This is a genomic window from Bradyrhizobium sp. Y36, assembly GCF_002531575.1.
Taxonomy (GTDB): domain Bacteria; phylum Pseudomonadota; class Alphaproteobacteria; order Rhizobiales; family Xanthobacteraceae; genus Bradyrhizobium.
Window position 1 is genome coordinate 1 of sequence record NZ_NWTI01000007.1, and the last position, 14,694, is coordinate 14,694.

The window sequence follows — 14,694 nt, forward strand, 5'->3', positions numbered from 1 at the left end:
GTGTCGCAATAGGAATCACACAAAGTGCCGATTCGGGAATCCCCCCGGCAACTTCCTGCCAAACCAGATGTGTGCATGCCCTAGTGCGAACGCAGGGACCCATTACCCCGGTCAGCGCTTGTAGCGCCAGCTGATCACTACGGGTCTTCACCAAGCCACGTCCTGTGGTTATGGGTTTCCTGCGTTCGCAGGGACGACAGCGGAGTGTTTTGAGGCGGATTGCCCTACTGCCGGGGCGCGCGCCGCTTCTTCGTCGACTGCGTTGGTACCTCCGCCGGATCGTCTTTCAGTGCCCCGATCTTGCGCAAGGCGGCGTCCGCGGCGCGCTCGCCGCTTTCCCAGGCGCCATCGACGGTGCCCCACAGCGTCTCGTGGGTGGCCTCGCCGGCGACGAACACATTGCCGATCGGCTCTGTCAGGATCTTTCGTGACAATTGGCCGCCCGGGGAGGCCGCCGACATCGCGCCCATCACGTAAGGTGACGCATTCCACCGCGTCGCGCTGGTCTTCTGCACGGCGGACGCGGCTTCGCTGCCGAACAGCTTTGTGATCCATTCCTGCGCGAAGGCGGCCATCGCCTTCTCGCCCTGCTCGGAAAGATCGCGGCCGAACGCGCCGCCGACGTCGATCGAGCAGAGCGAGGAACCACCGATATTTGCGAACATCATGGCCGTGCGCGTCGAATTGCTCTGCTCTACGAGAATATCGTCGCGCGACAGGCCAAGCGGATTGCCCGGCAATTGCAGCGCGATGCGATCGTAGCTGCCGAGGCCGAGCTTTGATGCCGCGTCTAGCGTGCGTTTGGGAATATCGGGCGTGAACTTGATCATGCCCGATGTCAGCACGTTGGTTGAGACCGTGACGATGACGGCGCGCGCGACGATCTTGCCGGCTTGCGTCTCGACGCTGACGTCGCGGTTGCTCCAGGCGATGCGGCTCGCCGGCGTCGACAACGCCACCGGCGCCTGCTCGCCGAGCTTGGTGATTAGCGTGCCCAGGCCCTGACGACACGCAATCGCCGCGTTGCGATCCTGCGCACGCCCCTTGTCGATCGCGGACAGCTCCTTCAGGTCCTTGCCGGCAAAGCCCGCGCCCAGCATGAACTCGGCGGCGCCCGCCCAATCGCCGAGATCCTTCGGCAGCACGGAGGCGCAGGAGGTGTCGAGCTTGGCCCGCGAGGCCTCGTCGATGGCGCGGTTGGCACGTACCAGCGCCGCCAAGAACTGCTCGGTTTCGCCCGCGCGCGCGTTGCGACGGCCGATGCGCATCTTCTGGCCCGTGGGGGCCGGCAACACATCCAGCCCGACACTGCGCGCAAGCCGGATCATCGGATTGGTGTCGGGATTGTGCATCCAGCGCGCGCCACGCTCGAACGGCACCTCGAAGGTCGTGCTGTCGGTGATACAGCGGCCACCGATCTGGGCGCCCGCTTCCACCACGATGACCTTGCGGCCTGTTGCCATGATGCGCCGCGCTGCGGCGATACCGGCCGCCCCCGCGCCGATCACGACGATGTCAGCCTCGCGCGGCAGGGGCGCGGCGCTTGCGCGCAGGATCGGCATCGCGGCACCAGCCGCCGATGCGACAAGGAAACCGCGGCGCGTGATTGTCATGTCATGGTTTCCGAGGACTTGCGGCTGACGGGAACAGTCAGCGAACCTTGCCGCATCTGATGTTGCACGGCAACCATCATGGTGAATCAATCGTGCTTGACCTCAAGGACTGATGAACCGAATTGCAAGACGTTTCGACCATGATAGAGAAGGGAAAAAGACGGCCGGAAAAGGCCGTGTGGGGAGCTTGAAATGGGGACGGTCCTAGATTCAGTCGGCAAGCTGATTGCCGCGTACCTCTCCAAGGAGGTGCCCGGCTACGAGCCGTTCACGCCGAGCGATCCGGAGCACCTGCGCGGCGTCATCGAACCCGGCGACGTGCTGCTGGTCGAGGGCAACAACCGCATCTCCGGCATCATCAAATATCTGACGCAGTCGACCTGGTCGCATGCCGCGCTCTATGTCGGCCCGGTCGAGGGCGCCGCGGAGCCCGATGGCGAGCCGCATGTGCTGATCGAGGCCAATATCGGCGAAGGCGTCACCTCGGCGCCGCTGTCGAAGTATTTCCCGTATCACACCCGCGTCTGCCGCCCGGTCGGGCTGTCCTATGAGGACCGCACCACGGTCTGCCGCTATGCGATCAATCGCATCGGCTTCGGCTACGACACCAAGAACATCGTCGATCTCATGCGCTTCCTGTTTCCGCTGCCGGTACCGCAGCGCTGGCGACGACGCATGATCGCGATCGGCTCGGGCGATCCGACCAAGATCATCTGCTCGGCGCTGATCGCGCAGGCCTTCGACGCGGTGCGCTATCCGATCCTGCCGAAGATCACCAAGGCCGGGAGCCGCGCCGCCCGCCGCGAGATCCTGCACATCCGCGATTCCTCGCTCTACATGCCCCGCGACTTCGACATCTCGCCCTATTTCGAAGTCGTCAAGCCCACCATCGTGCACGGGTTCGACTACACCGCCCTGCACTGGGCCGACAAGCAGAAGCCGCTCGAGGAGGTAGCGGGCACATTCAGTGTGTTTCCAGAAACGATCAGTGCGCCGCCGCTCGTTCCTGAAGCGATTGACGAAGAGGCGCCGAATGAGATTCCGGCTGAGCAAGTGAGTGCGCAGCCCGCGGAGATGGTCGACCGCGTCCCCGTCTCCGAACACGTCCCGCTGCTGAAGAAGCTCGCAATGTATCGCCCGAGGCGGCGCAGCCCGGCCCGCGAAAGGGCGGCGTAGCCCCGCTGTCGTCGCTGCGAACGCAAGGACGACGGCAGTGAGCATGGCGAGATCTCGCCTCCACAGCCGTCATCGCGAGGGTAGCGAAGCAATCCAGAATTCCTCCGCTGAGACACTCTGGATTGCTTCGCCGCTACGATCCCCTCACTGCGGAATACGGTCCTACCGCTCCGCCCGTCCGATCACCGCCATCAGCTCCGCGATCTTCGAACGTTGGTCGGCCTTGTCGCCGCTGGCGATCGCGTGCTCGACGCAATGGGCGACGTGGTCCTTCAGGATCTCTTCCTCTACCCGGCGCAGGGCGGCACGCACCGCCGAGATCTGCGTCACGATGTCGATGCAGTAGCGGTCTTCCTCTACCATTTTCGAGAGGCCGCGAACCTGACCCTCGATCCGGCCAAGCCGTTTTCCGACAGATGCCTTGATGTCCTTGCGCATGGGGTCTATATACCCCTACCGGGTATGGGTTGCAAGACCCAGCCAAGACCTGGGTAAGGCCGGAGCAAGGCAATGAACGACGCGAAACACGGGCATCATCACGATGCAGACGCTCACGCCGAATGCGGTTGTTCAAGCAAGGCGGCGGCACAGGCCGCCAAGCCGGCGACATCCTCATGCTGTGGCGGGCACGGCAATCATTCCGGCCACGCGCATGACCATGGCGACGGCGCGACCAAGGTCCTCGATCCCGTCTGCGGCATGACGGTAGATCCCGCGACCTCGAAGCACCGCTTCGAGCATCACGGCGAGACCTTCCATTTCTGCTCGGCCGGTTGCCGCACCAAGTTCGCGGCCGATCCCGCCAAATATCTCGCCAAGCAGAAGGCACCCGAGCCCGAAATGCCCGCGGGCACGATCTACACCTGCCCGATGCATCCGGAGATTCGCCAGGTCGGACCCGGCAGCTGCCCGATCTGCGGCATGGCGCTGGAGCCGGAGGTGGCGAGCCTGGAGACCGGGCCCAATCCGGAGCTCGCCGATATGACGCGGCGCTTCTGGATCGGCGGCGCGCTGGCGCTGCCGGCGGTGATATTGGAAATGGGCGGCCACCTCGCCGGCCCGCACAACTGGATCGACCCGACGCTGTCGAACTGGATCCAGCTCGTCTTCGCCACGCCCGTGGTGCTGTGGGCCGGCTGGCCGTTTTTCGTTCGCGGCTGGCAGTCGCTACTGACGCGCAATCTCAACATGTTCACACTGATCGCGATGGGCACCGGGGTTGCCTATGTCTACAGCCTCGCCGGCACGCTCGTGCCGCAGCTCTTCCCCGCCACGTTCCGCGGCCATGAAGGCGCGGTCGCGGTCTATTTCGAGGCCGCCGCCGTCATCACCGTGCTGGTGCTGCTCGGCCAGGTGCTGGAGCTGCGGGCGCGCGACGCGACCTCCGGCGCGATCAAGGCGCTCTTGCAGCTTGCACCGAGGACGGCGCGGCGCGTCGATGCCGATGGCAGCGAGCATGAGGTCGAGATCGACACGCTCCATGCCGGGGATTCCTTGCGGGTACGCCCCGGCGAGAAGGTGCCGGTCGATGGCGTCATCCTGGAGGGGCGCTCTTCGCTCGACGAATCCCTCGTCACGGGCGAATCCATGCCTGTCACCAAGGAAATTGGCGCAAAGGTCATCGCCGGCACGCTGAACCAGTCGGGCAGCTTCATCATGCGCGCCGAAAAAGTTGGACGCGAGACGTTGCTGTCGCAGATCGTGCAGATGGTCGCAGATGCGCAGCGCTCGCGCGCGCCAATCCAGCGTCTGGCCGATCAGGTCGCGGGCTGGTTCGTGCCGACCGTCATCGCCGTCGCCGTGGTTGCTTTTGCCGCCTGGGCCTGGTTCGGACCTGAGCCACGGCTGGCCTTCGGCCTCGTCGCCGCCGTCAGCGTGCTGATCATCGCCTGCCCCTGCGCGCTGGGACTGGCGACCCCGATGTCGATCATGGTCGGCGTCGGCCGCGGCGCGCAGGGCGGCGTGCTGATCAAGAACGCCGAGGCGCTGGAGCGGATGGAGAAGATCGACACGCTGGTGGTCGACAAAACAGGTACGCTGACCGAGGGAAAGCCCAAGGTGGTCGCGATCGTGCCCGCGTCCGGTTTTGCGGAAGATGACATCCTCCGGCTTGCAGCCAGCGTCGAACGCGCCAGCGAGCATCCCCTGGCCGACGCGATCGTGCGGGCCGCCAAGGAGAAGCAGCTCATTCTCGGTCAGGTCGAGCAATTCGATTCGCCGACCGGCAAGGGGGTGATCGGCAAGGCCGAGGGCAAGACGATCGTGCTCGGCAACGCAAAATATCTGACGTCCATCGGCGTCGATACCAATGCGCTCGACACCGAAGCCGAACGGCTGCGCGGCGACGGCGCCACTGTGATCAACATGGCCGTCGATGGCCGGCTGGCCGGCCTGTTCGCGATCGCCGATCCGGTCAAGGCCTCGACCCCGGAGGCGCTGAAGGCGTTGGCTGCCGAGGGCATCAAGGTGATCATGCTGACCGGCGACAACCGCACCACGGCGGAGGCCGTCGCGCGCCGGCTCGGCATCGCCGATGTCGAAGCCGAGGTGCTGCCGGACCAGAAGAGCGCGGTGGTGACCAAGCTGCAGAAGGCCGGCCGGATCGTCGCGATGGCCGGCGACGGCGTCAACGATGCGCCGGCGCTGGCCGCCGCCGAAGTCGGCATCGCCATGGGCACCGGCACCGATGTCGCGATGGAGAGCGCCGGCGTGACCCTGCTCAAGGGCGATCTCATCGGCATCGTCCGCGCGCGAAAACTGTCGCAGGCGACCATGAGCAACATCCGCCAGAATCTGTTCTTCGCCTTCATCTACAACGCCGCCGGCATTCCGATCGCGGCCGGCATCCTCTATCCCACATTCGGCGTTCTGCTCTCGCCGATCATCGCGGCGGCGGCGATGGCGCTGTCGTCGGTGAGCGTGGTCGGGAATGCGTTGCGCCTGCGTGCGACTCAGCTGTGAGAGGGACCAAATCCGTGTAAAACAGCCTTCGGCGGTAGGCGCGGAGAGGACCCGATGCAGCGAATTACGATCACGATCGAGGACGATCTCCTGGCGGAGATCGACGCGGCGGCGGAAGCACGCGGCTACCAGAACCGCTCCGAGATCATTCGCGACCTCGCTCGCGCCGGGCTTCAGCAGTCCGCCGAGGACACCGCGCAGACCGGGCAATGCGTCGCCGGCCTCGTCTATGTCTACGATCACGCCGCGCGCGATCTGTCGAAGCGGCTGGTGCAGGAATTCCACGGCCACCATGATCTCGCGCTGGCGACTCTTCACGTCCATCTCGACGACGACAATTGCATGGAGATGACGGCGCTGCGCGGCTCGGCCGACGAGGTCAAGCATTTCGCCGACCACATCATCGCAGAGCGCGGCGTGCGCTACGGGCGTGTGGTGATGATCCCGACGGGGGACGGCAAGCCGACGAAGGCGCGAAAGCACGGGCACCGGCACGAGTAGGGCATGAGATGACCGCGCAGGCAGCTCATACCCCTCTCCCCTTGCCGAAGCCGCATTGGGTGTCTACCTCTCGCAGGTCGTTTACCTGAGAGGGTCCCCCATGCTGGATGCCGCCATCAAGGCGCTGTCGCAAATGATCTCACCGCCGATGCGCTCGATCCTGTGGCGATCGATCGGGCTCGCGCTCGTGCTGATCACCGTGCTGGCGATCGGCTTGCAGCGGTTGCTGAGCTGGTTTGCGACCTCCGGCGAGGTGTGGCTGGAAGGCCTGCTTGGCCCCGGCTGGCACTCCTCGCTCGACGTCTTGTCCTGGATCGTCTCGATCGCGGCGGGCCTCGGCGTCGTATTCGGCGGCATCTTCCTGATGCCGGCAATCACCTCGCTGGTGGCAAGCCTGTTCGTGGACGACGTCGCCGACATCGTCGAGCGCGAGCACTACCCCGCCGAGCGGCCGGGCGTTGCGCTGCCGTTCAACCGGGCGATCTTCGAGGGCATCAAGACCGCGCTTCTGACGATCCTGGTCTATCTGATCGCGCTGCCGCTGGTGCTTTTTGCCGGCGCCGGCTTCCTGATCTTCTTTCTCGCCGCTGCCTGGCTGCTGGGCCGCGAATATTTCGAGCTCGCCGCGATGCGCTTCCGCCCGCCGGAGGAAGCCAAGGCGATGCGGCGCGACAATGCTGCGACCATCTTCACCGCCGGCCTCTTCATCGCGGCCTTCGTCTCGATCCCGATCGTCAACCTGGCGACGCCGATCTTCGGCATGGCCTTCATGGTTCACATGCACAAGCGGCTGTCAGGCCCGCGACCCGAGCTGATCGAGCCGGCGCGGCAGATGCGGTAACGCGCTCTACGTCACCTGCACGCCGCACTTCCGCAGCACCGTCTTCGCGACGCCGAACGGCGCCGGCGTGAACGGGCCGGGCGGGGCGCGGGTGATCAGTGCGACCACGCCGAGGGCGGCCACCGCGAGCCAGAAGCACAGCCAGAAGCCGTCGATATAGGCGAGCACATTGGCCTCGCGCTGCACGAAGCCAGCGAGCGTGCCGACCGCGCGCGCCTGCGCCGATCCCGTGCCATGCGCAGCGAAATGATCGGCGAGCTGCTTCAGGATGCGGACCACATCGATATCGCCAACGCCGAGGTTCTGGCCGAGATAGAAGGAATGGACCTGCTCGCGGACACGCAGCCACGTGCCCATCAGTGCCACGCCGATCTCGGCGCCGCCGAGCCGCATGATTTGGATATAGGCCGCGAACGACGTCGCGCGGCTCGGATCGGAATTCGACAGCAGCGTGATGATGAGCGGCAGCAAGGTCAGCGACTGTCCGATCGCCTGCAGCAGCACGATGCCGGTGAAATCCTCGCGCGCCCACTCGTGGGTAAGCTGCGTGCCCCAGAGATTGGCCGCGGCAAAGCAGGCAAAGCCCACAACCACCACGGTGCGCGTATCGAAGTGCCTGAGCAGCCAGATCGAGAGCGGCACCAGCACGAACATCGGCAGCGCGCCATAGACGAGCAGCAGCAGACCACTCTGCTCCGGCCTGAGCAGCGCGATGGTCGCGAGGAAGTTCGGCACCAGCGACGCGTTGGACAGGCTGGTCAGCGTGTAGAGCAGGATCAGGACCAGCCCCAGGCCGATGTTGCGCGAGAACAGCACGTTGACATGCGCCCAGGGCTGCGGGACGAGCGACTCGTTGACGAGGAACGCTGCGAACAGCACCGCGCCGGCGACGAGCAGCGCCATCACGGTGCCGGAGCCGAGCCAGTCCAGCCGGTTGCCCTGGTCGAGACCGGCATAGATCATCGAGACGGCGGCGCCGAGCAGCAGCATGCCGCCCCAGTCGGCCTCGCGCAGCAGCGCGCGGTTCACCGGCTCGTTCGGTGTGCCCCAATAGACCATCAGCCCCATCAGCGGCGCGATCACGACGCCCTGCCAGTACAGCCATTGCCAACCGAGATGATCCACATAGAAGCCGACCAGCGAGGTCGAGCTGTCCAGCGCGAAGCCGACGCGGATCGCGTAGATCGAGATCGCCGGCAGCCACCAGCGGATCGGCAGATTGCGAAACACGATCATCAGTGTCGCCGGCACGAAGGTGCCGAGCAGCAGGCCGTGCACGACGCTGAAGACCAGCAAGGTCGGATAATCGTGCACGAACGGAATGATCAGCGAGATCAGCGCGTAGACGAGGCTCGGAATCCCGAGCACGCGCCGCAGCCCGAACACGGTCGCGAGCCATGCCACCGCGGGCGCGATGAAGATCTGCGAGCCAATGCCGGCGGTGGAGAGCCAGGCGCCTTCGTCGAACGAGAGCGAGAACGCGCCGCGCAGATCGGGCAGACCGACCGTGGCCAGCCGGCTGTCGAAATTGGCGAGGAACGAGCCGAGTAGAACGGCGGCCACGGCGAACAGCGGATGCGGCGCGACACCGCCGCGCGAGACCGGTCCGCGATCGCCGTCGTCACTTTCCGCCATTGCCGGCCCTGGTGTCGATGCGGGTGACGACCGACATGCCCGGCACGAGGCGGGCCAGCAGCGGCTGGCCTTCGTCGAGCTGGATCCGGACGGGAATGCGCTGCACCACCTTGGTGAAATTGCCGGTGGCGTTGTCGGGCGGCAGCAACGCGACCTGAGCGCCCGTCGCCGGCGCGATCCGCTCGACCTTGCCGCGCAGCGTCTCGCGCGGAAAACTGTCGACGGTGATCTCGACCGGCTGGCCCGGCGCCACGTGGGTGAGCTGGGTCTCCTTGTAGTTCGCGATCACGTAGACCTTCGGCAGCGGCACCACGTTGATGAGATTGGTGCCGATATTGACGTAGTCGCCGGGCTGCACCTGGCGCTCGCCGACGACGCCATCGAACGGCGCCGTGATCTTCGTGTAACCCAGTTTGAGCTTGGCACCCGCCTGCGTTGCCTTGGCCGCCGCGACGTCGGCGGCGCGCTGCTTCCTGGTGCCTTGCAGGACCTCGAGCTGGTGCTGCTGGGCCGCGATCACGGCGCGGCTGGCGCGCACGTCGGCCTGCGCCTTGGCGTAGGCCGCCACGGCCTGCTCGAATCGCTGCCGCGTGCCGGATTCGGTCTGCGACAGCGATTGCTGGCGCTCCTGCTCCTGCCGCGCCTCGACCTCCAGCGCTTCGGCCGAGAGCCGCGCGGCCTGTGCCTGTGCGATCGTCGCATATTGCAGCTCGATCTGGTTGGCGAGATTGTCGAGTGCAGCCTGCGCGGCGGCGACGTTGGCTTCGGCTTGCGCGACTTGCGCCTCGTAATCGGCAGGATCGATCTGGATCAGGAGATCGCCTGCCTTGACGCGCTGGAAGTCGGTCACGGCGACGGTCAGCACCTCGCCCGCGACACGGCTCGATAGCCGCGTCAGCTCGGCGCGCACATAGGCGTCATTGGTGGTCTGGACCGTCGCGTTGCCGACCCATTCGTCGAAGCGCAGTGTCGCCAGCGCGACGAAGCCGAGCGCGACGATCACGGCGAATAGCGGGATCGCGAACCGGCTCCACAGCGAAGCGGCCGGCCGCTGTGTCGGCCTGGGCGGCGGAGCCGGGGTGGCGGCAGGCGGCGATGACGGAACTTGTTCCTGCTGGCTCACGAGAACACCCCAAACTGCTGCGCGGTCGGCGCGGGACGATCAAGCGCCCGCACCGACCCGGTCGTAGCTCAGACCGTCTTCTCCGGCCACCGGCAGAGATCGTTGATCAGGCATACCTCGCAGCGTGGCTTGCGCGCGAGGCAAGTATAGCGGCCGTGCAGGATCAGCCAATGATGGGCATGCAGCATGAACTCGGCCGGGATCACCTTTTCGAGGCCGAGCTCGACCTCGAGCGGCGTCTTGCCGGGCGCAAGCCCGGTGCGGTTGCCGACGCGGAAGACATGCGTGTCCACCGCCATCGTATGCTCGCCGAAAGCCATGTTGAGCACGACATTGGCGGTCTTGCGCCCTGCTCCCGGCAGCGACTCGATCTCGGCGCGGGTGCGCGGAACCTCGCCGCCGAACTCGCTGAGCACCTTGGCCGACAGCGCAATCACGTTCTTCGCCTTGGTGCGGTAGAGGCCGATGGTCTTGATGTAGTCGCGCAGACGCTCTTCGCCGAGGTCGAGCATCTTTTGCGGGGTGTCGGCGATCTCGAACAGGGCGCGTGTCGCCTTGTTGACGCCGGCATCGGTGGCCTGCGCCGACAGCACCACGGCGACCAGCAGCGTGAACGGATTGACGTGCTCGAGCTCGCCCTTCGGCTCCGGATTGGCCTTGCGGAAACGGCTGAAGACCTCGTGAACCTCGGCTGGCGTCCAGGGCTTTTGGAAATTGGGCTTTGTCGCCTTGAGCGATCTTTTCGCCGGCGCCGGTTTTCGAGCAGGCTTGGGCTTCGCAACAGCCGGCTGTGCCTTGTTCTTCGGCACAGGCGCTTTGCGCGGAGCCGGCTTGCGGGTGATTTTCGCCATGATCGGGATATACTGAGGGACGATGAGCCCAGGCAACGAAATTGAGCACGAGCATTTTGAAGATCTGCGCGAGCAGCAGATCTTCTCCGCGCGGCTGACGCCGCATCGCTCGCTCAACCGCACCGGCTTCCTCGCGGTGATGCTGTTCCTGAGCGTCGTCAGCTTCGCCACCGGCCTCGTCTTCCTGATGAAGGGCGCCTGGCCGGTGCTCGGCTTCTTCGGCCTCGACGTGCTCGTGGTCTGGTGGGCCTTCAGGGCCAATTTCCGCACCGCACGGGCGCGCGAGGAAATCACGGTCACGACGTCCGAGCTGCGGGTGCGGCGCGTCAGCCACCGCGGCCAGGTCGCCGAATGGACCTTCAACCCGCTCTGGGTCCGCCTCGACATGGAGGTCGACGAGGACTTCGGCATCGAGCATCTCTACCTGATCTCGCGTGGCCACCAGATCCGGATCGCGCGATTCCTCGGCCCAGAGGAAAAGGCAAGTTTTTACAAGGGCTTGGTTGAAGCGCTCAACGCCGCCAAGCGCGGCCCGACCTACAATCCGATCAGCTGATCGCCGGGTCGGAAATCGGGTGGTTTCGTATCCGCCTGACGCCTACATTTCCTGGCATGATGACACTCGCCATACATGACCAGCGCTTGACCAAGCCGGGTCCCCAGAACGCCGCGCTCCGTGACTATGATTCGGTGCGCCGGGCAATCGCTTTCATCTCGGAAAACTGGCGCGCGCAACCGACCATCGAGGCGATGGCGGATGCGGCCGGCGTCACGCCGGATGAGCTGCACCATCTGTTCCGCCGTTGGGCCTCGATCACGCCGAAGGCTTTCATGCAGGCGCTCACACTCGACCATGCCAAGGGCCTGCTCAGGGACTCCGCAAGCATCCTCGACGCGGCGCTCGACTCAGGTCTCTCGGGCCCAGGCCGGCTGCACGATCTCTTCGTCACGCATGAAGCAATGTCGCCGGGCGAATGGAAGAACGGCGGCGCCGGCCTCACCTTGCGCTACGGCTTCCACCCCTCGCCGTTCGGCACCGCGATCGTGATCGCGACCGATCGTGGCCTGTCGGGGCTCGCCTTCGCCGACCATGGCGAGGAGAAGGTCGCGCTCGCCGACATGACGCGGCGCTGGCCGAACGCCACCTATGTCGAAGATCACGACGGCACCGCTCCGCTCGCCGCGCGCATCTTCGACACCAGACTGTGGCGACCGGACCAGCCCCTGCGCGTGGTGATGATCGGCACCGATTTCGAGGTGCGGGTGTGGGAGACGCTTCTGAAGATTCCGATGGGGCGCGCGGTGTCGTATTCGGACATTGCCTGCAACATCAACAGCCCGAAGGCATCGCGCGCCGTGGGCGCTGCCGTCGGCAAGAACCCGGTCTCGTTCGTCGTGCCGTGCCATCGCGCCCTCGGCAAGAGCGGCACGCTCACCGGCTATCATTGGGGCATCACGCGCAAGCAGGCGATGCTGGGCTGGGAAGCCGGGCAGCTGGGGATCGAGTGAGCTTTACGCGAAAGACGAAGAACCGAAACTAGCTCACCGTGTCGTTCAAGAAATTCCGTGATCTGCCAAGCGTTTCCTCGCGGCCTCTACAACTTCCGGCGTGAATTCGCTTGAATACTTGATAACCAGTGCCTCCGCGGACAGCTCCTTGGCCATTCCAAACTCTACCAGCTTCAAGAAGCCCGTCGAAGGCGTCGGTTTCATTGCTAAGTCGGCCAACGTTTGCCTTACACCAACTCGGTTCAACTTCTGACGAGTCCTGCTCAGACGCTTTGTTGTACCACTCTCTTCCGACAAAGCCTCTTCCAGGGCGCGCATCACGACCGCAAATTCAGACTCCAGCGGATCATCGATATTGCGCCCTTCAATTCGGCAGAGTTGGCGGAAAGCCGCATGATAAACATCATCACGCTTTTGGCGCTTGGCGTTCGCCATCCAGTTGCGCAGCTTTTCTTTGTCCCATTCATTTGACAGATCAGGAAGCGGCGCGGCCATTTCCTACCCCGCCAGATCCAGCTTCGACGCCACGGTCGAATCCGCATTGAGCCGGTAGATGATCGGCACGCCGGTCGCGAGCTCGCGCTTCAGGATGCCTTCGGGCGACAGCTTTTCCAGCACCATGATCAGCGCGCGCAGCGAATTGCCGTGGGCGGCGACCAGCGTGCGCTTGCCGTTGAGCACGCCGGGCAGGATCTCCTGCACGTAATAGGGCAAAGCGCGCGCGAGCGTGTCCTTCAGGCTTTCGCCGCCGGGCGGCGGCACGTCGTAGGAGCGGCGCCAGATCAGCACCTGGTCCTCGCCCCATTTCTTGCGCGCATCGTCCTTGTTGAGGCCGGAGAGGTCACCATAGTCGCGCTCGTTCAGCGCGAGGTTCTTGGTGGTCGGCAGCCCCTTCTGGCCGAGCTCTCCGAGGATGAGATCGAGCGTGTGCTGCGCGCGCGTGAGCACCGAGGTGTAGGCGACGTCGAACACGAGGCCCTGCGCCTTCAACTTGCGGCCGGCTTCCGTGGCTTCCTTGACGCCGAGCTCGGTGAGGTCGGGGTCCTTCCACCCCGTGAACAGGTTCTTCAGATTCCATTCGCTCTGGCCGTGGCGCACGAGCACGAGAAGACGTTCGCTCATTGACTGCTTTCCGTTTCGTTCAGATGTCAGACAGGCCGAGCACGTCGGCCATGGAGTAGTGTCCCGGCTTCTTGCCATGCGCCCAGAGCGCCGCCTTCAGCGCGCCATGAGCGAACAGCATGCGGTCCTCGGCCTGATGCGACAGCGTCAGGCGCTCGAACGGGCCGAGGAAGGTCACGCTGTGGTCGCCGGCGACGGTGCCGCCGCGCAAGGAGGCGAAACCGATATTGCCCGGCCTGCGCGCGCCGGTGATGCCGTCGCGGCCCCGCTCGGAATGGTCGTCGAGGGTCACGCCGCGACCGCTGGCTGCGGCCTGGCCGAGCATCAGCGCGGTGCCCGAGGGCGCATCAACCTTCATGCGGTGATGGGTTTCGACGACCTCGATATCGAAGCTCTCGTCGAGCGCCTTGGCGACGCGCTTGACCACGGCGGCGAGCAGATTGACGCCGAGGCTCATATTGCCGGATTGCACCACGACCGCGCGGTCGGTAACGCTCTTGATCACGGCGTTGTCGGAGCCGGACAGGCCGGTGGTGCCGACCACATGGACGATGCCCCGCTCGGCGGCGATTGCGACATTGGCGATGGTCGCGGCCGGTACGGTAAAATCGAGGATGCCGTCGGCCTCCTTCGACATCGCCCAGAGATCGGCCGAGAGCTTGATGCCGTTGGCGGGAAGCCCTGCGAGCACCCCGGCATCCTTGCCAAGTAGCTCCGAGCCCGGTGCCTCCAGCGCGCCTGCCAGCACGGCGCCTTTGGTGTCGGCGATCGCCCGCACCAGCGCACGGCCCATCCGGCCGCCGGCTCCTGCAACAATCAAGCGCATGTCGGACATGGTGTGATCCTCTCAGGGGCGTTGTAGCGGGGGGAGGCAGTTCCGGCAACCGAGAGGGATCAAGCGCCACCGTCATTCCGGGGCGCCGAAGGCGAACCCGGAAGCTCGAGATTCCGGGTCTGGTCCTTTGGACCATCCCGGAATGACAACGCGCCTCAGCCGTCTGCCGGCTGCGGGCCGTCATAGCCCTCGATGATGATGAGGTCGGCGATCGAGTGCGGCTGGCGCACCTTGATGTTGGCCTGGTATTCCGGCGAGTTGTAGCAGGCGATCGCGGTCTCGTAGTCCGGGAATTCGATCACGACGTTGCGGGTGCGGCTGGCACCTTCGACGGTGGTGAACTTGCCGCCGCGGACGACGAAGCGGCCGCCCCATTTCTTGAAGATCGGACCGTTGGCAACGGCGTAGGGCTTGTAGCCCTCGTCGTTGCTTACGTCGACGCGACCGATCCAGTAGCCCTTCGCCATTGTTCTTCTCCCTGCTTGTTGTTCTAGAGCCTCTTCCGTTCCGATGGAATCGGAACGGGG

The 14,694-nt window shown here is 65.3% G+C and carries 15 protein-coding genes; 6 read left to right on the forward strand and 9 right to left on the reverse strand.

Annotated features, from left to right (window positions below):
* Positions 1-224 precede the first annotated feature (224 nt).
* Positions 225-1,613 carry a flavin monoamine oxidase family protein gene (locus tag CO669_RS14205; RefSeq protein WP_097660434.1) on the reverse strand — a complete coding sequence of 463 codons (1,389 nt, stop codon included), beginning with the start codon at positions 1,611-1,613 and terminating at the stop codon, positions 225-227.
* 192 nt (positions 1,614-1,805) lie between these two features.
* Between CO669_RS14205 and CO669_RS14210 the strand changes: the two genes are divergently transcribed.
* A complete protein-coding gene (locus tag CO669_RS14210) occupies positions 1,806-2,789 on the forward strand; it encodes a YiiX/YebB-like N1pC/P60 family cysteine hydrolase (protein WP_097660435.1) in 984 nt (327 codons plus the stop codon).
* 162 nt (positions 2,790-2,951) lie between these two features.
* On the opposite strand, the gene CO669_RS14215 is transcribed toward CO669_RS14210, so the two are convergent.
* The gene (locus tag CO669_RS14215) at positions 2,952-3,227 is read right to left on the reverse strand and encodes a metal-sensitive transcriptional regulator (protein WP_097660436.1); all 276 of its coding nucleotides are present in this window, start codon (positions 3,225-3,227) and stop codon (positions 2,952-2,954) included.
* Between the two features lie 72 nt (positions 3,228-3,299).
* On the opposite strand from CO669_RS14215, the gene CO669_RS14220 reads away from it, so the two are divergent.
* From CO669_RS14220 to CO669_RS14230, 3 genes are all read left to right on the forward strand, one after another.
* A complete protein-coding gene (locus CO669_RS14220) occupies positions 3,300-5,750 on the forward strand; it encodes a heavy metal translocating P-type ATPase (RefSeq protein ID WP_097660437.1) in 2,451 nt (816 codons plus the stop codon).
* Positions 5,751-5,804: 54 nt separating this feature from the next.
* Complete coding sequence (gene nikR / locus CO669_RS14225; RefSeq protein WP_097660438.1) at positions 5,805-6,251, forward strand: nickel-responsive transcriptional regulator NikR; 447 nt, start codon at positions 5,805-5,807, stop codon at positions 6,249-6,251.
* Positions 6,252-6,351: 100 nt separating this feature from the next.
* The gene (locus CO669_RS14230) at positions 6,352-7,092 is read left to right on the forward strand and encodes a sulfate transporter family protein (RefSeq protein ID WP_097660439.1); all 741 of its coding nucleotides are present in this window, start codon (positions 6,352-6,354) and stop codon (positions 7,090-7,092) included.
* Between the two features lie 6 nt (positions 7,093-7,098).
* Here CO669_RS14230 and CO669_RS14235 read toward each other — a convergent pair whose 3' ends face one another.
* The 3 genes from CO669_RS14235 to nth form a co-directional block, all read right to left on the reverse strand.
* Entirely contained in the window at positions 7,099-8,727 is a 1,629-nt protein-coding gene (locus CO669_RS14235; RefSeq protein ID WP_097660440.1) for an MFS transporter, read from the reverse strand.
* Positions 8,714-9,850 (reverse strand): HlyD family secretion protein, encoded by a 1,137-nt coding sequence (locus tag CO669_RS14240; protein ID WP_097660441.1) that lies wholly within the window; start codon positions 9,848-9,850, stop codon positions 8,714-8,716. Before CO669_RS14240 ends, CO669_RS14235 begins: the two co-directional genes overlap by 14 nt.
* A 68-nt stretch (positions 9,851-9,918) precedes the next feature.
* Positions 9,919-10,701 (reverse strand): endonuclease III, encoded by a 783-nt coding sequence (nth, locus tag CO669_RS14245; RefSeq protein ID WP_097660442.1) that lies wholly within the window; start codon positions 10,699-10,701, stop codon positions 9,919-9,921.
* Between the two features lie 22 nt (positions 10,702-10,723).
* Here nth and CO669_RS14250 point away from each other — a divergent pair, with 22 nt between their 5' ends.
* Complete coding sequence (locus CO669_RS14250; RefSeq protein ID WP_097660443.1) at positions 10,724-11,257, forward strand: DUF2244 domain-containing protein; 534 nt, start codon at positions 10,724-10,726, stop codon at positions 11,255-11,257.
* Positions 11,258-11,313: 56 nt separating this feature from the next.
* Positions 11,314-12,210 (forward strand): methylated-DNA--[protein]-cysteine S-methyltransferase, encoded by an 897-nt coding sequence (locus tag CO669_RS14255; RefSeq protein ID WP_097660444.1) that lies wholly within the window; start codon positions 11,314-11,316, stop codon positions 12,208-12,210.
* Positions 12,211-12,255: 45 nt separating this feature from the next.
* Here the strand turns inward: CO669_RS14255 and CO669_RS14260 are convergent, their stop codons facing one another.
* From CO669_RS14260 to CO669_RS14275, 4 genes are all read right to left on the reverse strand, one after another.
* A complete protein-coding gene (locus CO669_RS14260; protein WP_097660445.1) occupies positions 12,256-12,705 on the reverse strand; it encodes a hypothetical protein in 450 nt (149 codons plus the stop codon).
* A gap of 3 nt (positions 12,706-12,708) precedes the next feature.
* Entirely contained in the window at positions 12,709-13,332 is a 624-nt protein-coding gene (locus tag CO669_RS14265; RefSeq protein WP_097660446.1) for a 2,3-bisphosphoglycerate-dependent phosphoglycerate mutase, read from the reverse strand.
* Positions 13,333-13,351: 19 nt separating this feature from the next.
* On the reverse strand, positions 13,352-14,167 hold the full coding sequence (dapB, locus tag CO669_RS14270) for a 4-hydroxy-tetrahydrodipicolinate reductase (protein WP_097660447.1): 816 nt from the start codon (positions 14,165-14,167) through the stop codon (positions 13,352-13,354).
* Positions 14,168-14,322: 155 nt separating this feature from the next.
* Complete coding sequence (locus CO669_RS14275; protein ID WP_097660448.1) at positions 14,323-14,634, reverse strand: DUF1330 domain-containing protein; 312 nt, start codon at positions 14,632-14,634, stop codon at positions 14,323-14,325.
* Positions 14,635-14,694 lie beyond the last annotated feature (60 nt).